The organism is Altibacter sp. HG106 (assembly GCF_028561755.1).
Lineage (GTDB): Bacteria > Bacteroidota > Bacteroidia > Flavobacteriales > Flavobacteriaceae > DFVG01.
Genome location: NZ_JAQQTD010000003.1, coordinates 197,234 through 218,689, shown reverse-complemented (window position 1 = coordinate 218,689; position 21,456 = coordinate 197,234). Strand labels below are relative to the sequence as shown.

16 protein-coding genes and 1 tRNA gene are annotated in these 21,456 nt (G+C 43.4%); 10 read left to right on the top strand and 7 right to left on the bottom strand.

Translation table 11 applies throughout. The features are described 5' to 3' along the window. Positions 1-21 precede the first annotated feature (21 nt). Together PO830_RS06320 and PO830_RS06315 are read right to left on the bottom strand one after the other, a co-directional pair. Positions 22-1,032, bottom strand: a complete 1,011-nt coding sequence (locus PO830_RS06320; RefSeq protein ID WP_272852692.1) for a N(4)-(beta-N-acetylglucosaminyl)-L-asparaginase — start codon at positions 1,030-1,032, stop codon at positions 22-24. Beyond that, positions 1,029-3,965 carry a GH92 family glycosyl hydrolase gene (locus PO830_RS06315; RefSeq protein WP_272852691.1) on the bottom strand — a complete coding sequence of 979 codons (2,937 nt, stop codon included), beginning with the start codon at positions 3,963-3,965 and terminating at the stop codon, positions 1,029-1,031. The genes PO830_RS06320 and PO830_RS06315 overlap by 4 nt, the downstream gene beginning before the upstream one ends. 102 nt (positions 3,966-4,067) lie before the next feature. Here PO830_RS06315 and PO830_RS06310 point away from each other — a divergent pair, with 102 nt between their 5' ends. Together PO830_RS06310 and PO830_RS06305 are read left to right on the top strand one after the other, a co-directional pair. Next, positions 4,068-5,297 (top strand): metallophosphoesterase, encoded by a 1,230-nt coding sequence (locus PO830_RS06310; protein ID WP_272852690.1) that lies wholly within the window; start codon positions 4,068-4,070, stop codon positions 5,295-5,297. 43 nt (positions 5,298-5,340) lie between these two features. After that, positions 5,341-5,637 (top strand): thioredoxin family protein, encoded by a 297-nt coding sequence (locus PO830_RS06305; RefSeq protein ID WP_272852689.1) that lies wholly within the window; start codon positions 5,341-5,343, stop codon positions 5,635-5,637. Positions 5,638-5,642: 5 nt separating this feature from the next. Here PO830_RS06305 and PO830_RS06300 read toward each other — a convergent pair whose 3' ends face one another. Both PO830_RS06300 and PO830_RS06295 read right to left on the bottom strand, forming a co-directional pair. Further along, positions 5,643-6,284 carry a polysaccharide deacetylase family protein gene (locus tag PO830_RS06300; protein ID WP_272852688.1) on the bottom strand — a complete coding sequence of 214 codons (642 nt, stop codon included), beginning with the start codon at positions 6,282-6,284 and terminating at the stop codon, positions 5,643-5,645. Positions 6,285-6,294: 10 nt separating this feature from the next. Beyond that, positions 6,295-9,588: a glycosyltransferase family 117 protein gene (locus tag PO830_RS06295; protein ID WP_272852687.1), complete on the bottom strand. Its 3,294-nt coding sequence runs from the start codon at positions 9,586-9,588 to the stop codon at positions 6,295-6,297. A 183-nt stretch (positions 9,589-9,771) separates the two neighbouring features. Between PO830_RS06295 and PO830_RS06290 the strand changes: the two genes are divergently transcribed. The 3 genes from PO830_RS06290 (at position 9,772) to PO830_RS06280 (ending at position 11,168) form a co-directional block, all read left to right on the top strand. Continuing rightward, positions 9,772-9,844, top strand: a tRNA-Gln gene (locus PO830_RS06290). Between the two features lie 515 nt (positions 9,845-10,359). Continuing rightward, complete coding sequence (locus PO830_RS06285) at positions 10,360-10,836, top strand: hypothetical protein (protein ID WP_272852686.1); 477 nt, start codon at positions 10,360-10,362, stop codon at positions 10,834-10,836. 56 nt (positions 10,837-10,892) lie between these two features. Next, positions 10,893-11,168, top strand: a complete 276-nt coding sequence (locus PO830_RS06280; protein ID WP_272852685.1) for a hypothetical protein — start codon at positions 10,893-10,895, stop codon at positions 11,166-11,168. A gap of 80 nt (positions 11,169-11,248) precedes the next feature. Here PO830_RS06280 and PO830_RS06275 read toward each other — a convergent pair whose 3' ends face one another. Beyond that, positions 11,249-13,039: a ribonucleoside-diphosphate reductase subunit alpha gene (locus tag PO830_RS06275; protein WP_272852684.1), complete on the bottom strand. Its 1,791-nt coding sequence runs from the start codon at positions 13,037-13,039 to the stop codon at positions 11,249-11,251. A gap of 1 nt (position 13,040) precedes the next feature. After that, on the bottom strand, positions 13,041-14,309 hold the full coding sequence (locus PO830_RS06270) for a ribonucleotide-diphosphate reductase subunit beta (protein WP_272852683.1): 1,269 nt from the start codon (positions 14,307-14,309) through the stop codon (positions 13,041-13,043). A gap of 533 nt (positions 14,310-14,842) precedes the next feature. Between PO830_RS06270 and PO830_RS06265 the strand changes: the two genes are divergently transcribed. The 3 genes from PO830_RS06265 (at position 14,843) to PO830_RS06255 (ending at position 17,154) form a co-directional block, all read left to right on the top strand. Continuing rightward, positions 14,843-15,274, top strand: a complete 432-nt coding sequence (locus PO830_RS06265; protein ID WP_272852682.1) for a hypothetical protein — start codon at positions 14,843-14,845, stop codon at positions 15,272-15,274. A gap of 1 nt (position 15,275) precedes the next feature. Continuing rightward, positions 15,276-16,433, top strand: coding sequence for a hypothetical protein (locus PO830_RS06260; RefSeq protein ID WP_272852681.1), 1,158 nt, complete (start codon positions 15,276-15,278; stop codon positions 16,431-16,433). A 112-nt stretch (positions 16,434-16,545) separates the two neighbouring features. Then, entirely contained in the window at positions 16,546-17,154 is a 609-nt protein-coding gene (locus PO830_RS06255; protein WP_272852680.1) for a hypothetical protein, read from the top strand. 72 nt (positions 17,155-17,226) lie between these two features. On the opposite strand, the gene PO830_RS06250 is transcribed toward PO830_RS06255, so the two are convergent. Beyond that, positions 17,227-18,471, bottom strand: coding sequence for an NAD(P)/FAD-dependent oxidoreductase (locus PO830_RS06250; protein ID WP_272852679.1), 1,245 nt, complete (start codon positions 18,469-18,471; stop codon positions 17,227-17,229). A gap of 106 nt (positions 18,472-18,577) precedes the next feature. On the opposite strand from PO830_RS06250, the gene PO830_RS06245 reads away from it, so the two are divergent. Together PO830_RS06245 and PO830_RS06240 are read left to right on the top strand one after the other, a co-directional pair. Continuing rightward, a complete protein-coding gene (locus PO830_RS06245) occupies positions 18,578-20,104 on the top strand; it encodes an HAL/PAL/TAL family ammonia-lyase (RefSeq protein ID WP_272852678.1) in 1,527 nt (508 codons plus the stop codon). 72 nt (positions 20,105-20,176) lie between these two features. Further along, positions 20,177-21,304, top strand: a complete 1,128-nt coding sequence (locus PO830_RS06240) for a WG repeat-containing protein (RefSeq protein WP_272852677.1) — start codon at positions 20,177-20,179, stop codon at positions 21,302-21,304. The last annotated feature ends 152 nt before the right edge of the window (positions 21,305-21,456 follow it).

The following is a 21,456-nucleotide window of genomic DNA, read 5'->3' as shown; positions in this document are numbered from 1 at the left end:
ACGTGTTTGTACGTATTTGTTCTAATTATCTGAAATATAGTGTTTTGAATTTGTGTTGGTGATTTCTTCTTCCGTTGCTCTGGTTACAGAAAAACCCGGGTGGATGGCATAGGAGCCAGTTTCACCCTTCTTGTTCATAGCGATATAAGCAACCTGAAAATCGCCCAACCGTTCTTTATTCTTGGAAACAATTCTGCCAATTGCTTCTTCACAGGCTTTTTGAGGGCTCATTCCCTGGCGCATCAATTCCACAATAAGAAAACTGCCTACCGTTTTGAGGACTTCTTCTCCCATACCGGTTGCGGTAGCGCCCCCTACTTCATTATCAATAAATAATCCGGAACCAATTATTGGAGAGTCTCCTACGCGTCCCGCCATCTTATAAGCGAGCCCGCTGGTGGTACAGCCCCCTGAAATATTCCCGGCAGCATCCATAGCGAGCATTCCAATGGTATCGTGATTCTCAATGTTAATCACGGGTTTATATTCTGAAGTAACCTTCCATTCTTCCCAAGCTTTTCTCGACGCTTCGGTAAGAAGGTTTTCTTTTTCGAACCCCAGAGATACAGCAAATTGTTCGGCCCCTTTTCCCGCCATTAGCACATGGGGCGTTTCTTCCATCACTTTGCGCGCTACGGATATGGGATGTTTGATATTTTGAAGATATACCACCGCACCATAATCGCCTTCGGAATTCATTATGCAAGCGTCCAGCGTTACATTACCATCCCGATCAGGCAATCCGCCAATTCCCACACTTTGCCCTTCTGCATTGGCCTCTTCGACCCGGCAACCTTGCTCGATAGCATCTAGCGCCTTTCCTCCATCGGAAAGAATCTCCCAGGCCTTTCCAACCGCGTCGGGCACATTCCAGGTAGCAATGGCAATGGGGGTGATTTTGAAGGAGGCTTCCGCATTTGCTACCGAAGCTTCTGCTTCGGTCTCCCTATTTTCGCAACTTAACAGGGCGGTTCCACTAGCTACCGCTATCCCGGTAAGTGAAGTGGCGTGTAAGAAATCTCGTCTTTTCATGGTGTTTCAATTTCAATTTCGTCTATAAATATCCATGCCTTCCCTTGGTATGGAGCACCCAGATGCCAGTCGGGAACAGCCCCTAGGTTTTTAGCGACTATTTTCACATAACGAGCGCTATACCCTTGCATGTTAAACCCGGCTGTGTTTATTTTGATGGCTTCGGAAGGTTTGGCTGCTTCAAAATAGTGTGTGGGAAGATTCTTGTAATATCGGTTCGATTGCGTGGATACGTAGCATTGTACTTCCGTAGGAAGAAAGATCCAACTGCGTTGGTCTTGTAAAAAACCTACTTTGATACTATCGATCTCACGAATACTACCCAGATCTACCACGGCCACAACATCGGTATCTTGATACCCCTGCCACGCCCCGGTTCTAAAATCACGTGCCCCTTTGTGTCCGTCGATCAAGGCATCTTTGCCTCCGGCATTGTATTGATTGGCGTATTGAGTTCCCAGCGTAATACTTCGATTGGGGTCTAGTTTCATAAATTGGGTGGTAATCGTATCACTGGAGTTTCCTCTTGTATTGCTAGCATACGTTTGCAGCATAGCGCTTTCCGAAAGCGAAATAGGGCCTTCATAACGACGAAAGGGAGCATCATCGAGTCGGAAAAAGATATCGGTTTCTGTGTCAACAACTCCTAGTGTTATTTCCGTAGGCGTCTTAAACACGGTTTCTCCCGAAGCAATAAACGGAACGGGTACCATCTGAGAGTCTGTAATTTCGGTCTTCGGAAGGGCAGCATCATCGTTTGCCCAGGAACTGGGAGTGTTTCCCATTCGGAAGGTAAGCACGCCTCCTGCCATAAGTTCACTGTGATATATATACGAACGTTCTAAAGGTTCACCATTGAGAGTAGCCGATTGTATAAAGGGGTTCTCTTCAGAATTATTTTCAGCGATAACCGTGAAGGTGTTTCCATTTTCCAGCTGAAGTGTTGCTTTGGGGAACAACGGACTCCCAATGATATACTGGTTAGCTCCCGGTGTTACCGGGTAAAAACCAAGACTGCTAAAAACATACCAGGCACTCATTTGTCCGCAGTCTTCATTCCCGGAAATCCCATCAGGTTGGTCGTGGTATAAGGTGGTAAGGATTTCTCTCACCAATCGTTGTGTGGCGGCAGGCTCATTTACAAAGTTGTACAAGTAGGCCATATGATGACTGGGCTCATTGCCATGGGCATATTGCCCGATGAGTCCGGTGATATCGGCCTGCTCTCTGCCCGAAGTTTCGTTCTTTGCACTAAATAACCTATCCAAATGCGATGTGAAGGCTTCTTTTCCTCCCATTAAAGAAATAAGTCCTGAAAGATCGTGTGGCACATACAGGCTATATTGCCAAGCATTGGCTTCCGTATAATTAAAATTTACCTCGTAGGGGTCGAAGGGCCCGAACCATTGATTGCGGAAGCGTCCTTGCATAAAACCGGTTTTGGGATTAAAGACGTTTTTGTAGGATTGCGCACGCCCTAAAAAATGTTTGGCTTCTTTTTCCTTTCCTAGGACCTTTGCCATTTGAGCGATAGTCCAATCGTCGTAGGCGTACTCCAATGTTTTGGAAACGCTCTCGCTTTCTTCTTCTATGGGAATATATCCGTGTTCTTTATAGGATGCCAAGCCTAAATGCGCTTGCATGGCGCTATGCTTCATTGCAGCAAAGGCTTTTTCAGCATTAAATCCGTCAATCCCCTTGAGATACGCATCGGCAATAACGGACACGCCGTGATACCCAATCATGCAGCCTGTGTAATTTCCGGCGAGATCCCAAATAGGCAAGATTCCACCTTCGTCGTATTTTGCCAGCATCGTATTGATAAAATCGGTGGTGCGCTCTTGTTCAATGAGGGTGTATAAAGGGTGGGTAGCGCGATAGGTATCCCAGAGCGAAAAAACCGTATAATATTCAAAATCTGTGGCTTTATGAATTTCGAGATCCATACCGCGATAGCGACCATCGACATCCTGATATACATTGGGTGCTAGCATCGTATGGTAGAGCGCTGTATAAAAGTTGGTTTTGTAGGATTCCGAAGGGCTTTCAATAACAATTTTTGCTAATTGTTGCTCCCAGATACTCTCGGCCGCTTTTCTAATCGTTTCAAACGATGTGTCACCAATTTCGGTTTCTGCATTGCGTCTGGCTCCGGCTTCATCGACTGCAGAAATTCCCACAGTAACGTAGACCGGTTCGTTCTTTGGATTCACAAATTCAACGCCAAGCATCCGGTTCCGTCGATCGGTACCACGGTGAAAATAGGTGGGTTGTTTCGTTGGGTGCGAAAATTTCATATAGAAATACAAGCGTTGGTCGATAGCCCAGGCTTCGGAATGACGATAGCCTTGAAATTCACGATCATTGAGTTTCGTTATGTCGTAATCCAATAGCTTGTCGCGATGCTCCAGATCCAATATCAAAAACTGGTTTTCCGAAGAAGGATACTGATAATGATGCATTCCGGCTCGTCGTGTTACCGTAAGTGCAACCTCTATTTGTGTGCTGTCGAGCAACACCTTGTAATACCCTGGACTTGCATATTCATTTGTGTGCTGAAAATGGGCGCGATAGCCCGGAGAACCATCGGCGCCATTGTGAAAAAGCAAGGTGTCGGTAGGCATCAGCAACACATCCCCGTAATCACTCACCCCGGTGCCGCTGAGGTGGGTATGCGAAAAACCGTAAATGTACGCATCAGAATAGTGATAGCCGCTGCACCCGTCCCAACCATCCAAACGCGTATCGGGACTCAACTGCATCATTCCAAAGGGGAGCGTTGCTCCTGGATAGGTATGTCCGTGTCCGCCTGTTCCGATAAAGGGATTTACATAGGAAGTAAGCGGCGCATCCTTTTGAGCAGGCATAGTTGCTTCCTTATTAGAACAGCTCAGCAGAAGTCCAGCGAAAAGAAAAACAAGGAGTTGTTGCATGGAATGGTTTGACGGTAAAAAGATACAAAATAGCGTTAAAAACGGGATTTTAGACTAGCAACTTTTTAAAAGCTAGTATTTTTAAGCTCCAATTTCGGTACCATGCGCTGGATTATCTTCATTATTATCTACATCCTTGTAGACATCTATGCTTTTCAAGCCTTTAGGACATTTGTGCGACAACCTTGGTTGAATGTATTGTACATTGCTATTTCTGTGGGCTTACTGGGGATGTTTATCTATCAGCTCAGTTACGGTGGTGGTTCTTCTCGTACGATGACGCCCTTTCGCATGTATGCATTTGGTGTGTTTTTGGCCATTTTTGTACCGAAGCTCTTGCTGATAGGATTTATGTTTGCCGAAGACATTGTGCGAATCTTTGTAGCGGCCTTCAACAAAATTGGAGGCAATGCCGAAGGGTTTCACCTTCCCTCCCGAAGAAAATTTCTAAGTGGCGTGGCCCTGGGTGTGGCTGCCGTTCCATTTCTATCGTTGCTCTACGGAATGTGGCGCGGAAAATATCAGTATCAGGTGTTGCGACATACGCTTGTGTTTGATGACCTGCCGGACGCTTTTGACGGCTATACGATCACTCAGATTAGTGATGTGCACAGTGGGAGTTTCGACAATGAAGAAAAAGTACGCTACGGTATCAGCTTGATCAATGAACAACAAAGCGATGCTATTTTGTTCACCGGAGATTTGGTCAATAATTTGGCGAGCGAAATGGATCGCTGGAAAGAATTATTTGGTTCCCTGCGAGCGAAAGATGGTGTTTTTTCTGTCTTAGGAAATCATGATTATGGCGACTATGTCGACTGGAGCTCTTCCGAAGAAAAGGAAAACAACTTAGCGCGCTTAAAAGCACTACAAGGTGAGATGGGGTGGGACTTATTGCTAAACGAACATCGAATGATCACTCGAAACAATGAATCCATTGCGCTGGTTGGTGTTGAAAATTGGGGCGCCGGAGGGTTCAAAAAAGCAGGTGATTTGTCAAAAGCTTGTGAAGGCGTAGCGACCTCCGACTTTAAAATTTTGATGAGTCACGACCCATCGCATTGGCAGGAGGAAGTAAAGTCTAGTGAAAAAAATATTCAACTCACCCTTAGCGGGCATACCCATGGAATGCAATTTGGTATCGAAATTCCGGGACTGATAAAGTGGAGCCCCGTAAAGTATCGCTACGAGAATTGGGCGGGGATGTATGAAGATCTGGGCAGGTATATTCATGTGAATAGAGGTTTTGGATTTTTAGGATATCCGGGGCGTGTGGGAATTTGGCCGGAGGTAACGGTCATCACGCTTAAAAAGCGGGCTGCCAAGGCTTAATTCATCGGAAATGTTATATTTGTAGAACTGAAGATAAGAATGTATGTCAAAATTTGGTGAACTCATTGAAACCAACGTCCCCGTACTTCTCGATTTTTATACCGAAATGGATGACGCGTGTAAGGAAATGCATGCCGTGCTTCGGGATGTTGCAGCCGAGCTGGGAGATAAGGCTCGGGTGATCAAGATCGACGTCGATAAGAACTCAGAGTTGGCGGAAGCACTTCGTGTCAAAGGATTGCCAACACTCATGATTTATAAGAATGGCGAAATGAAATGGCGCCAGAGTGGAGAGCAGGATGCCAACACTCTTATCAGTCTGGTTCAGGAATATATCTAAGGCGCTCATACGCTCGATAACGAAACGGCTTTCCATCCTTTTTCTCGAATCTGTTCCAACACCTTAGGAAGCACAAACCGGAGCTTCTTTTCTGCCTTTAAGCTGTCGTGAAACACAATAACGCTTCCCGGTACCATGTGGTTCAATACATTTTGTAAGCATGCTTCTTCGGAAACCGTCATGTCATAATCATAGCTAAGAATACTCCACATGACAATATCATATCCCTTAGCTAAAACAGCCCGCGCTTGCGAGGAGGTCATCTTTCCGTAAGGCGGTCTAAAGTACTTTGGTTTCTCTTGAAGGACATTCAGCATCGTTTGTTCACAATCGGTGACCTCCTTTTGATATGAAGTTCGGGAAGTTTTCCAACCGTTGAGGTGATGTTGCGTATGATTGCCAATAGCATGTCCTTCTTTCAGGAGTTGTTGCGCGATTTTTGGATGTTTTGCTACATTGTCGCCTATGCAAAAAAAGGTGGCTTTGGCTTCAAAGCGATGCAATTGTTCGAGTACCCAGGGGGTAAGCTCTGGAATGGGACCGTCATCGAACGTAAGAAATATGTGATTCGACACATTCGGAATGGACCATCTTCGCTTCGGATATGCCTTCTGAAGAAGATTCGGAACGGTAACAGGTTTCCACATGAGTCTTTACTTACTCCATTCGAACGTCGGTACCATCTTCTACAACGGTGTCCGGAAGCATCGGTAATGAATCTTCAGCATTCAGTCGAGAATCTACATCCAGGGTTTCGTTAGGTTGGTAGAAATGACGGAATAGCTTAAGATAATCATTGAATGCAGCGGCTTCTGCCCGTGCGAAGGTTTCTTCGTCGTATACAATAGCAATGTCCACAAGGCTGCGATAACGTTCCATATCACTGATGATTTCTTCGGCGATAGGATATTGTCGTTTTACTTTCATGCCGCTGTAGTAGGTTAGATGCTCTTGGAAAATCGTAGTCACCTCTTCATAAATGGCCCGGGCTTTCTCTGGCTTTCCTAGCTCATAATAGCCCAAAACAAAAGGCTCTAGAAGCGAATAATACTCGAAGTATTTTACCGGCATCTTTTCCATACCGAGATCCAACACTTTTTCGGCCTTTTCATTCTTTCCTTCATTCATCAGAGTTTCTGCTAATCGAGCCAAGTGACTTCGATAGGTAATTCCGTTTCGGCGGGTTTCGGTATCGTGATAAATATCATCACTGCCGCTATTGCCCCAGTCCCAATTCATCACAATGTCGTACATCGTATCGCTGTCAATTCGGCCCATATCAAATGGGTTTCTAGGGTCCACCGGAGTTTTGATAGGCACCAGCTTATAGGTAGTTCCCTGAAGCTGTAAGTAGTCCTTCATCCAGATGTAATCATCATCCCCAAAACTTCCACCACTAAAATGAATAGGACGCTCCCAATTGTTGTTAGCAATAATGTCGAGCATCATCATGCTGCTTTTATAAAGCACATCCCCTGACAATTTGATATCAATATAGGGCACAATTTTATCGGCATCCTTTTGAGCTACGATACCGTTGCGCAATACCGCTTCTTTATCAACGGGAACACGAATAGTTTTCGATGGAAAGGTATTGGCAAATCGACCACTGTTCAATTCTACCTTGGTGGCCGGATTGTCGCTAGCTACCCAATTCATCCAGGTCTTGATATCGATGGTATCTTGCTGCGTAGGTTGAAACACAATATACTCTCGAGTTCCGAAGGAATACTTGTCATGGGTTAATTGTGAAGGAATAGGATCGCTGTCAAACGCCTTTTTCTTCATGTCATCAATATACCAGGCCGTTTGGAATAAACTGGTGTTTACGACACGCACATCCTGCCGGTAGCCTTCAATATTCTGGGCATACCAAAGCGCAAAGGTGTCGTTATCTCCAATGGTAAAGAGAATGGCGTCTTCATCGCAAGAATCAAGATACATTTTACCCATGCTATTCGCTGTATATCGGTTCGATCGATCGTGATCGTCCCAATTTTGTGTGGCCAAAAGTACCGGTGCCGCCAGGGTAGTAATAGCGAGAATAACAGGAAGCGCCACTTTGGGTTTCATATATTCTTTGGCGAGCTCATAGAGCGCATAGACCCCAAAACCTATCCACATGGCAAATACGTAGAAAGATCCTACTACCGCATAATCACGTTCCCGGGGTTCGAATGGGCGTTCATTCAGGTATATTTTAAGCGCGATTCCGGTAAACAAGAAGAAAACGAACAGCACCCAGAAGGTTTTTTTATCATTTCTGAAATGAAATACCAGTCCTAATATACCTAGGATTAGTGGGAGAAAATAATAGGTGTTCCGGGCTTTGTTGCCTTCAATATCTGAAGGTAAATTCTCCTGTGTGCCCAATCGTAATTTGTCGATAAAGTCGATGCCACTCAGCCAGTTTCCGTTGAGAATACTACCTCGTCCTTGTACATCGTTCTGTCTGCCAGTAAAGTTCCACATGAAATACCGCCAATACATATAACTGAACTGATGTTGGAACATAAACGCGATGTTATCCCCAAAGGAAGGCGGTTCGACATCTAAAAATTGCCCGAAATTTTGCAAGAAAATATTGTAATCTTCACTATCTACGAGTCCTTCTTGAAACGCGCGTTTAAATTGAGTGACTTCGTCAACGAGACGCTGTTCGCCACGATACTCGCGTTTGATAGTGAATTCGAGTCCGTCGGTGTATTCTAAATAGTTTTCCACGTGTTCGGCGCTCCACATTCTGGGGAGAAACACTTTATGCGCATCGTCAAAATTTTGCCCGGAATTTTTAAAGTCATTTACGATCACGTATTTACCCAGCGCTTCATCTTTTTCGTATTTAGGCTCGTCGTCTGTGTACGGATTGTCTCGGTCGAGTCCGGCATAGATTTCCGTGAATTGTGGCCCGTAGAATAAATGGGTTTCGGGATATTGTTCCCGATTGTAATAGGCCAGAAGCTCGCGTGCGTTGTTGGGGTTATTCTCATTAATGACCACTCCGGCGTTCGCTCGAACCGGCAACATTATCCAGCTGGAGAACCCAATAAAAATAAAAAGGACACAAAGGATTCCGGTGTTGAGTCGGACGTGGTTCTTTTTGCGCGTATAGTTTAGTCCAAAATAAAACAAGGCAATAAAGAAAAGTCCGGCGATGATGGTTCCAGAATTAAATGGTAAGCCGATACTGTTTACAAAGAATAATTCCGAAGCACTAAAAAACTTTAAGGTCATCGGTAACAGAAGCTTGAAAATAAAGAGCAATACTGCAACGCTTACAACATTGGCGACAATAAAGTTCTTAAGGGTAATGGTCTTGTAATTTTTGAAGTAGTATAACAGTCCAATAGCCGGAATCGTTAGCAGCCCCATAAAGTGAATTCCGAAGGAAAGTCCTACAATAAAGGCAATGAGAATGAGCCATCGATTGCCGCGTTGGGTGTTCATTTCCCGTTGCCAACGGAGGCCGCAATAGAATAGTATAGACAGCACACAAGCGGCCGATGCGTATACTTCGGCTTCCACAGCGCTAAACCAGAAACTATCGGTAAAAGTGAAGGCCAGGGCCGCAACGGCAGCACTCCCTAAGATTGCCTTTGCCGTATTCGGTTTAATGGGTTTGTGAAGACCAATGACTTCGGTAAGAAGGATGGTCATCGACCAGAACATAAATAGAATGGTAAAGGCACTGGCGAACACCGACATTAGGTTGATGGTAAGCGCTACTTGGGTAGGTTCTAGAGCAAAGATAGAGAAAAAGGCCCCTAATAATTGATAGAGCGGAGCGCCGGGAGGGTGCGCTACCTCTAAGTTTGATGAGGTTGCAATATATTCACCGGCATCCCAAAAACTGGCTGTGGGTTCTACAGTAAGCCAGTAGGTTAGTAAGGCGATTGCAAAGACGCCCCATCCTAAGATTTGATTCCATTTTTTGTACTGAAAAGACCCCATAGGCATGCATTGTTTTGGTAGGGCGAATGTACTAATTAAAAAAGTTCCCCCATAGCTAAAATACTACTAACGTATGGGCTGGAGGTTTATTTTCAGAATTATCGCTCGAAATGCGATGTTTTTTGAGTAAAATTGTTTGTGCAAGAAAAAGTTTCTATTAAATTTGCATCCGCATTCTGGTATTGGCCCATGGTGTAACTGGCAACACGTCTGGTTTTGGTCCAGAAGAGTCTAGGTTCGAGCCCTAGTGGGCCAACTAAAAGGATGAAACCCTGAGCATTTGCTCAGGGTTTTTTTATAAGCCTATTTTTAGGTTACTCTGTAGAGCGCGATCATTACGAATGCAGTGCAAGTAACGGGTCAATGATGCATCAAGGCAACATTCTTTCTCTCCAATGGCTTATTCCTGTTGACTGCATCGCAGGGTGACAGTACTGCGGCTCTCTTTCAAGCACCCTCCTAAAAAACAGGGTAATGGTAGCGGTTACGGATTGTAATTCCGACTCGAATTTCATAAATAAAGACATCTTTAGATTGTTTAAAGGTTAGAAAAGACTGATATTTAGGGTGTTAAATGTTTCGAAACATGCTGCTCCCCTGTTTGCGCTACGAAAACTCTGCCAGACATTGAGATGCTTAAAAGTGCTTACACTTTCTATTCTTCATGTGGGTCTGCTTCGCAAATTGGGTTTCCGTAGAAAGGGTTGACCACCTTAAAAACGTTCGCGGAAACCGAAAAGCGAAAGAGTAGGTAATTCGAAAATCATCATTATGAAAAATGTAGTAACACTTTGGGCCGTACTGTTATTGGTAATAGTACCAATGCATGCGCAGCAAGGAAGAAAAATTATCGTGACCGATGCCATGCACGGCACCGTTGTAACGCCGATCACCGATCAAGTAACCTTTAATTTTGAGAAGCTTTCCCAGGGGAAGTATATCAAAGTTCGAAGCACCGATAGAAATGGAAAGGTGTTTTATTCCGTTTTTAAAAAGAATGGTAAGAAGATTGAATTTGGGATTGATAAGAACAAGTTAGATGGTGTCTATTTAGGCACTCCTATTCATTTCGCCTATGGCGATAATGAACCCGTTACAACTTCACTTCAAGCCGTATCACAGCAACGATGCTTCGGCTGGATCTGTATAGCGGCTGCCTATTGTTGCATCGAAGTGCATTACGATTCTACCGATGGGAATTACACCATTTCATGGGATTGTAATTGTGCCACGGGCGATATGGAATAATAATCGGTCGGGTCTAGTGTGGTACACATTTGACCCGGCCATAATACATAACTACTATGAAACTCGTACAACTTTCATTACGCGTAGCACTCTGTTTATCATTGGCGCTTATTGGACTCTTATTACTCAATGTGCTTTGGTATGCGTTGGCATACAGTATGAACACCGAGCAAATTAGCGAAGTTACTTACAGTCATGGTTATTTTGAAACCAATATTGGGACGCACGGGTTTTCGCTTTATGGCGTCATGGGGTTACTCTTGATTGCTATAGGGGCAGTGGGTTGTTATTACTTCCTCTACCTAAGAAAAAGAAGCGCTCGCGTACGTTAGCGTGGAGTAGTCTACTGATGGAAATAAAAAAACACTCGCCAGAGACGAGTGTTTTAGACGAATATTATTGTAGCAAGGCCTTATGCTTCACAACTTGCACAATCTTTCTTTTGTTTGAATTTTTGTGCAGCGTTCATACTGTGTTGATAGTACAAGGATTTTAACCCTAGTTTCCAGGCCGTTACGTGTATTTTATTGATCTCTTTCGTTGGCATATCAGGATGCACGATAATATTTAGCGATTGCCCCTGATCAATGTGATTTTGACGGTTAGCGGCCTGATAAATGATATCCATTTGATCGATTTCAGAATAGGTCTTGAACACTTCTTTTTCTTCTTCCGTGAGGAAATCAAGATGTTGTACCGACCCATCCATGTTTCGAATATCCTTCCAAACCTCAGGCGTATCCATTCCTTTTTCCTGTAGCAATTCTATTAAGAAGGGATTCTTGATTGTGGTTTTAATTTTTGCGATGTCTTTCACGTAAATGTTAGACCAAATGGGTTCAATCCCCTGAGAAACTTGTCCGAGAATAAATGCGGAAGAGGTTGTAGGGGCCACGGCATTCAAGGTTGCGTTGCGACGTCCGTACCCTTTCAATACTTCTGGTTCCCCAAAAAGATCAGCAAGCTCTTCGGAAGCTTTGTACGAGCGCTCCTTGATTTCTCTGAAGATCTCGCTGTTTAAATCGTAGGCTTTTTGACTGTTAAAGGGCAGACGTTTCGACTGAAGTAAAGAATGCCAGCCCAATACTCCTAATCCTAAAGCACGGTTTTCCTTGGCAAAGTTGTACGCCCGCTCCATAAACAAGAAGGTTTGTTGGTCTTCTCGGTCGGATGAGTCGCGATACCCCTCCAATTTTTCTAAAAACTCGGTAATCACCGCATCCAAAAAGAACACCATGGTTTCAACGGCATCGGTGTCTTTCCACTTGTCGTAGTATCGCACGTTTACGCTAGAAAGGACGCAAACAAAGGACCAGTCATGATTCGATGGAAGCATGATTTCGGTACACAAATTACTCGCGTAGATGGGTAGGTTTTTGTCTTTGTAAACATCAGCCGCAGCTTTATTCGCATTGTCGTTAAAGAAGATATAAGGATACCCCATTTCACCACGACTCTGTAGTACCTTAGCCCAAATGGTACGTTTATCCACATCGCCAGCGATCATTTCTTCCATCCACTCGTTGCTCACGGTAACACCGTGTGTCAACTCCTGAATTGGATTTCCTTCGGTTCCGATTTCTAAGAACTCCATGATGTCTGCGTGCTCAATGGGAAGGTAGGGTGAAAATCGTCCACGACGTACAGATCCCTGACTTACCACATCGACCATTGATTCGAACAAGCGCATAATATGGACTGCTCCGGAAGCTTCCCCATTATTCTTGATAGGAGCGCCCCGGTGTCGAATCTTTCCAAAAAACCCAGAGGTTCCACCCCCTAGTTTCGACATCATTCCCACCTCAGATTGCGTGTAGAGAATATTTCCGATGTCGTCGTCAATATGCGATCCGAAACAGCTAATTGGCAGTCCGCGTTGTTTTCCGAAGTTAGACCACACGGGAGAGGCTAACGAAAAGTAACCTTCAGACATGTAATTGTAGAACTTATCAGAATACCCAGGAATCTTTAGGATTTCCTCGGCGCGATCTGCGATCTCTCGGATGCGTTGTTCTGCACTTACGCCGGGAGAAAGATACCCGGCCGCAAGAAATTTTCGACTGTTTTTGTTGAGCCATTCAAAAGATCCGGTTTTCCCTTTATTCTCAACCTCTTTTAAGGTTTCTTTTCGGGCGTTTACCAAGTTCTGATTGGGTTTCTGGGTCGTTTGGGCCTGTTGTGTTTTTTGGTGTGAGTCTTGCATATTAAAAAAGGTCGTCGCTGGTTATACTTTGTGTTCTTTTGCTGTAGTTGATGGAGCGTTTCACGAAGAAATCGCCGTGTTTGGTTCCAATGATTTCGTCATCAAACCATTCTGTTTTTGCTAAAATAGCGTTGTCCACATTGAAGATCTTCTCGATTCCAATGCTCTCAAGAGAATTATTGAATCGATTTTTAAGGAATTCGTTGACTACTTCTTTTGGAAGAAAGTCGAGTTCCCCTGCTTCAAAGATCCAATCCACTAGATCGCGCTCTGCGTCGAAGGCTTGATAGCACATGTCTTGAATCATCTTATGGTATTCTGGTGTGAACCATTCTTCGTTCTCTTCTTTCAAAATTTTGATAAGGTCAATACCAAAATCCCCATGAATCTGTTCTTCTTTCGACGTTGCTTCCACCACATTTGAAACCCCTTTCAACATGTTTTTATGCTTGTTGAACGCCATGATAATTAAGAACTGGGAGAATAGGGAAACGTGCTCGATGAATAGCGAAAACAATAAAATACTTTCGGCATACTGCTGATTGTCGTCACTCTTCGCATTTTTCAAGGCGCTTTCCAAATACTGAACCCGCTTCATGATAACAGGTTTCTTTTTGAGCTCTTTAAATTCTTCGTTCAATCCTAAGACTTCAAGCAAATGTGAGTACGCATCGGCATGTCGCACTTCACTTTCCGCAAAGGTAGCACCCACCGAGCCTATTTCGGGCTTGGGCATGCGATGATACAAATCGCCCCAAAAGGTTTTTACAGCGATTTCAATTTGAGAGATGGCCAACATCGCGTTGGTGATCGCGCTGCGTTCTACATCATTGAGGCGTGATTTAAAATCTTGAATATCGCTTGTAAAATTGAATTCGGTATGAATCCAATACGAATGGCGAATGGCCGGAACATATTCATACAATTGTGGATATTCGTAGGGTTTGAGATTAATGCGTTTTTCGAAAATATCGCTTTTGCGTTCCAGTGCGCGCTTATTCCGATACAGGATGTAGGCCTTTGCCACTTCCGGGAATTTTCCTTCCATGAGTTTGGTCTCTACGATATCCTGCACTTCTTCGATCGTAGGGATGTAATTTTCATCTACTTCCTGTCGCTCCATAAGTGTTTGATACACTGCCAGCGAAACGTCTTGTGCCGCATCGCGACTTCCTTTGCCTTGGGCGGTCATCGCCTTTAAAATAGCTTCTGTAATCTTCTCTAACTGAAAAGGTTTCTTGCTAAAATCTCTTTTAATTATGTACTTCATACCCCAAAAATTGTAATTAGAAAACTTCTGAATGGAGGATAAATTTCACGTATTTTAATGAAGATTTCTCTTAAAGGGACAGATGTTTTTTAACAGTTTTATTAACACTTCTTAATATGTCGGGGTCGAGGATTTTTTTGAAAAAAAGAAAAATCTTCGGAAGGACAGGCGTGATAGGGAATACCAATTCTTTTGAGGGGACACTTTCAATTCTTAAGACTGTGGACAGGGCAATTGTTAAAATTTCAAGCCCTTCAAAAACGAGCGATTTTTCGTTGCTGAAAACAGATCGCTTTAGCGGTCGGTATTTATGAATACCGAGTGTGTGCGCTTGATTAATATATTTAAAAAGCTGATATTTAGGTTGTTGAAACGATTGCAATGAAATAATTCCACCAGACGTACTCTCTAACCTGAAAAAGACATCACGTCTAAAAACAGTCGTTTCCAGCGCTAGAAATACCATCAAGAATAAAAAAACGAGCGTCGTTTTTCTTTTCAATTCTTCAAATGACTCCCCGAATAAGACACTTATGAAACGAGTCATTTACTGTGTTGTTCTCTTAGTATGCTTCAGCGTAATTGTAACAGCAACCGCGCAAGAAAAAGTTCAAATTAAAGCAACATTCAATGGATTCCATTGTGATGGAAAACAGGGTCTTTGTGCAATGGAGAAATCCTACACTTCTGGCAACGGATTCATTCAGTTGGTGTCTGCTAATCGGTTGGTTTGGGAACTACCGCTTGCTTCCCTAACGAACGCCAATCATGTGAAGCTATTTGGCATAGATAAGAGCGCTTTACCCATACAATCCCCGCTGTACATTACTTTTCCAGCCGCGTATGAATTGCCTCCAGAGATACAAAACGCCTTAGACAAAGTAGACCCGATTACCGTTAAAAGGGGTCGGTATATTGCCCGTAGAGAGGGCGATCGATACAAAATCGAACTAACCATAGAATAATATGCTACACCGTTGTTTCACATTCCTATTGATTTTATTCACTACCCTGCCTGCGTATTGCCATGACGGTACCTACGACGAAGTGGTCATACAACTATTAGAGGAGTTAGATCGCTCCATCGATGAGGTTCGTTTGGCTTACCAACAAAAGCAAAATACGCTACGCGTAGCGCTTTCCAAAACAAAGGGATCTCTTCGGAAAACAAAAATTGTATCTGAAAAGGTGTCACTATTAATTGCGAAGGATTCCCTTTCCGAATTACTTGAAATAAGTCGTCAAATGGCCTATACCGAAATTGCTAAGGTGCGCTACATTAAAGGGTTGCAAATCATCAATCATTTGTATGAAAAAACATTATCGTTAGACCACCATTTTTCTTCTGTTCAAACACTGAAAGATATCCACTCTATGAGCAATCCTAATCAGTATCCAGCCTTTGTCACAACACTTCAGCAATGGTCAGATAGGAAAGATAAGCGGACTGGTTTTGACCTCTCAACATTATTGGGAAATAACATTTACACTTCGGTAATTCATTCGATGGTATCGCTTTTTGTTCAGCCCAGTGCTTCAAAAGAAGAAAAGGAAAATAGCCTGAATGATATCGAATGCATTGTAGATTTTACGCTCCAAATGCACAACGACCTCAATACCATCTATTTTGAAACCGCCTTTCTGCAACATGGGAACGAGGATATCATTGCAGATCTTGAAGAGCTTTTTTCGGCGTATACCAAGCCTATTGGGTATGAGAACAATTTGAAAAATTGCCGAGACGAAGACGACTGGGATAGCATTACCCGGAACCTTCAGAAATACCTTGATACTTTGGGGGCTGCCATTGAAGCGAACGAAAATCAGTACGCTATTCGAATTCAACAGATCAATCTCCAATTTCCAATTGATCGCCTGGTACAATTCATCGCTCAATACAATGCGTTCATAGCGCAGGGGGAAAAGTTCTATGAAAAATTTTGGATCATGTTAGATAGTTATGAAAATGAGTCTCAGTGTAGTGATAGAATACCTACTCAATATCATGAAATGAAGGACAACATCCATGTTGCTATTAAAAAGTTTAATACCGCGTACAAGCCTGTGGGGCTCAATGGCAGCAAGTTAAAACAGCTATTATATGGTATTAACGAATACCAATAATCCCATTGTTTCTTCAATTTTTATTCTTCCTATTTGTTGTGATGCCAGTGATGAAAAGTTCTTTTTCTGAATAATTGCTATGTTTGTAGCTCACGTATTAACCAAAACTCAGATGAAAAAAGGACTATTACTTATTGCAGCCATCATGGTATCTCAGATGGTAATTTCACAAAAATTAAAAGTAGAACAAGGCGATTTTGATTTCTTTGAAGGATTAGATCAGATCAATGTAGAGTTTATCTACGATAATATGACCCTCTACAAAGACAATCGAAGTAATGAAGAGTATATGGCAGAACGTTCTGCGGAACTGGAAGAAAAAACAAGGGGTTCAGGAAAAACCTGGGAAAAAAAGTGGATCGGAAGTCGAGATCTTATTTATGAGCCAAAGTTTTTAGAGCTTATGAATCGGTATTTAGAAGAAGACGAGGGGCTATATTTTGGAGAAGATCTAGCAGATGCTCAAATCACATTGTTGGTGGAAACCGTTTGGGTATACCCGGGATGGAATGCCGCGGTAATGCGACAACCAGCCAAATTAAGCACTAATTTGAAGTTTGTTGAAAGTGGGAATCGTTCAAATGTACTCCTCGAAATTTCTGCGAAAAATGCGCCCGGAAACCGCTTCGGAGGTACATTCAGTAACGAAGATCGTATTGGAGAAGGATATGCTAAGACCGGTAAATCGGTGGGCAAATTAATTCGTAAGAAAGGATTCTAAGTAAATTGCTTTACAAATAATAAACCCCGAAACCGCTACTGGTTTCGGGGTTTTTTGCTAATGTGGTTTTCGCTACGTGGCTTGCGTTGTTTCTAGGTCCACGATATGTGCCACAGTTTTTACCAACCGATGGTGGTTTTTCACAAACGGATTCGTATCGTCCCAGACATATCCTGCTAAGACGGCACAAATTTGTTGCTTGATAACGGGATTTTCTTTTTCATGGAAGAAGATCTTCTGAAGATTTCCGGTATACCATTCTTTGACATAGGTTCTAAAAACACCCACGCCTTTCTCGATATATTTGCGATAGTCATTTTCCCAATCTACTCTTTCTCCTTTCAATTCGTGTGCTACCAGTGTTGCTGCGCGCAACGCCGATTCTGTAGCGAAGGTAACCCCCGAAGAAAACACCGGGTCTAAAAACTCTGCGCTATTGCCGGTTAATACGAAGCCTTTTCCGTAGAGTTTTGTGACCGCCTTGGAATAATTCTTTATTTCGTAGGGTCCAAAAAGCGGAGGGGTATCTCTAAAGCGATCGGCATAATAGCTTGAGTGCTCCAATAGTGTTTTCCAGCGCTCTTCCGGACTTCCGTCTAATGACTCTAAATATGCTGTAGGGCCTACAAAGCCAAGACTGGTGATGCCGTTGGAAAATGGAATGACCCAGATCCACGAATCGTCTCGTACCACGTCGAATGTGATTAGTGTTCCTTCTTTTCCCGCAGGTCTATTGGTATCGACTACATGGGTAAACATAGAAGAATGCACCGACAGCGAAGAGGGTTTTTCCAAGCCGAGAAGACGTGGAAGTACTCTTCCGTATCCGCTAGAGTCAATGATGTGACGTGCGCTAATTTCCTGCACCTGTCCGTTAGCATCCTTTACTTGGGTTTGGGAAGCTCCGTCTTCATCAAAAGATACCGCAATTACTTCTTGCTGAAACGCAATATCCACGCCTCTTTCTTGCAGTGTATCTGTGAGCACTTTATCAAAATCGGCGCGAGGCACCTGCCAAGTCCAATTCCAACCGTCTGTGTGTTTTTTGCTGAAGTCAAAATGACACACATTTCCATTCTTCATAAATCGCGCTCCGTGTTTTTCTTCGAACCCAAAATCTTTTAGGGGTTCGAGCAATCCCACTTCCTGAAAGTGGTCCATACAACGCGGTAGTAAGCTCTCCCCAATAACAAAGCGAGGGAAAGAATTCTTCTCCACAACCTTCACCTTGCATCCTTGTTGATGCAGGTAAGCCGCTGCTACAGAACCGGATGGTCCGGCTCCGATAATCAATACATCTACTTCTGTTTTTTTCATGGTGCCAGTACTGCAAAGATATAGATACTTTATTTATTCTACATTTGCACTTCAAAGAACCTATATTATTTTTTATTTTGCGCCATCCAAAAACCGTTTTTTGAAGATGCACCATATTGAAGGAGAACTTACGCTCAAAGATTTTTACCAAGTTGTTATTAAAGAATCGCCCATTTCGATTGATGAGAAGATCATCGAGAAGGTGACAGAAAGCTTTCATTTTTTGAAGGATTTTTCAGAAAATAAAGTGATCTACGGTGTCAATACCGGGTTTGGTCCTATGGCGCAATACAAGGTGCCTCACGCCGAAAGAATTCAATTACAATACAATTTGATCCGCAGTCATTCTTCAGGAAGTGGAAACCCTATCCCGATAACTTATGTGAAAGCTGCGATGCTAGCGCGACTCAATACGTTGAGTCTAGGGCATTCGGGAATTCATCCGTCAGCCATCGAACTAATGGCCACCTTACTAAATAAAGATATTATCCCTTTGGTATTTGAACACGGTGGTGTGGGTGCCAGTGGGGATTTAGTGCAATTGGCACATATGGCCCTGGTCCTTATAGGGGAAGGAGAAGTTTTTCACAAAGGCGTTCGAAGACCTACGGCGGAGGTGTTTAAAGAGGAGGGTATCGCGCCTATTGAGGTGGCGTTGCGTGAAGGATTGGCCTTGATGAATGGTACTTCGGTGATGACGGGCATTGGTATTGTGAATACAATGTACACACGTCGTTTGCTGCATTGGATGGTAGCCTCTTCCTCTGCAATTAACGAGATCGTGCAGGCCTATGATGATCACTTGTCAGAACCGCTAAATCAATCTAAAAAACATATGGGTCAGCGTGACATTGCCGAACGAATGCGCGCCCATTTAACCGATAGTCAGCTGACACGAAAACGCGAACATCATTTGTACAAGAACGAAGGAGAGGTAGAGGTGTTCGAAGAGAAAGTGCAAGAATACTATTCCCTTCGATGTGTCCCTCAAGTGCTGGGCCCTGTATTGGATACGCTGCGAACTGTAGAGCGAATTTTAATTGAAGAGGTCAATTCGGCCAACGATAATCCTATTGTAGATGTGCACAAAAAGCAGGTGTATCACGGCGGAAACTTCCACGGTGATTATGTTTCCATCGAAATGGACAAGCTTAAAATTGCTGTAACCAAGCTTAGTATGCTCTCAGAACGACAGTTAAACTACCTTTTGAACTCTAAACTCAATGACATTTTACCACCTTTTGTCAATTTAGGAACCTTGGGCTTGAACTTCGGAATGCAGGGGGTGCAATTTACGGCCACGTCTACCACCGCCGAGAATCAAATGCTGTCGAACCCCATGTATATTCACAGTATTCCTAATAACAATGACAATCAGGATATTGTTAGTATGGGAACCAATGCGGCGTTAACCACAAAGAAGGTGATTGATAATGCTTTTGAAGTACTGTCCATTGAGCTTATTACTGTAGTTCAGGCCATTGAGTGTTTAGAGCTACAATCTAAGGTTTCCTCTAAAACGAAAGCGTTATACGACGATATTCGAGCGCTCGTTCCGGTTTTTTCAGAGGATATTGTCATGTATCCCTATTTGAAAAAAGTGAAACGATTGATTCAAGACACTGAAATATAAAAGGAAGTCCCCAAAATTTTAAGTATATTTTATCCGTTTCAGCGAACAACTAACTAACCATACAATACTATTATGAAAACAACACTATTTTTAGGAGCAGCCCTATTATTTGGAATCTTCGGCAGCCTTGCTCAGGAACTTGCCATGGTTCGCCATGACGATCGTTTCGGCTTTATTAATCGCGAAGGGGACATGGTTATCGCTCCCCAATACGAGAAAGCGGATAGTTTTTCGGAAGGCCTCGCTCCTGCTATGAGCGATAAGAAATGGGGGTTTATTGATAAAGAAGGAGCATGGGCTATTCAGCCAACCTACGATCGCGTAAAATCTTTTCAGTCGGGCTACGCACTCGTGCTGAAAGATGATCAATGGAACTATATTGATCCTTCAGGAACCATACTCCAAACGCCGGTTCAAGAGAAATTTTACGATTTTGAGGATGGTGTAGCGTTCTACCGAATAGAAAAGAAAATCGGACTCATAAATACCAGGGGCGAAGTGGTGCTTGAACCCACTTACGATGTCATTAAACCTTTCGTCTCTGGGCATGCCCGTGTTCGAAATAACGATCGATGGGGTATGATCGATGTGAAAGGAAAAGTAATAGTTCCCGTAGAATACGACGAAATAGGAGATTATAGCGATCAGGCTATATGGGCGCGCAAGGGGGATTCCTTTGGGTTACTCAACGGAAATGATTTTAACATTATTGCAGGGGTCGATAAGATTTGGGACTTTCACGAGGGCTCCAAACTAACCTACGCCCGCAGCGATAAGAAGGTTGGCTTTATCGATGCGGAAGGAAATTGGGTGATTCCGCCGACTTTCGATAAAGTACGCGCCTTCAATAATGGCCTGGCTCCCGTCTATCGTGATAAAAAATGGGGGTATATTGACACTGAAGGAAATCAGGTGATCGATTTTGTGTACCGAGACGCCGAAACTTTTGCAGATAACGGCTTAGCACCGGTAAAAGAAAAAAAGCGTTGGGGTTTTATCAATAAGGAAGGAAAGATGGTGATTCCGGCGCAATACGATATTACGGCCGGTGGATTTTCTATGTTTCAGAAGGATAATCAAAAAGGCTTTATCGATGGTCTTGCACGGGTGAAATACGAAAAGGAATGGGGGTTTTTAGATGAGAATGGAAACCCACTAGGAGGTGTTTGGTATCAAAATGCCGAATTGTTTTCAGAATAGTTTGGGCGTTTACATGCTACTAATTGCCAGGGTTGTAAGGGTGTTGGATTCAAAATCCTTTGTTTAGGAAAAAGGGTGATTTAGCAGCGAGAGTAATCGCAGCGGCGCAGTTGACATTCAGAAAATAGAAAAATCATGAATTCGAAATGAAA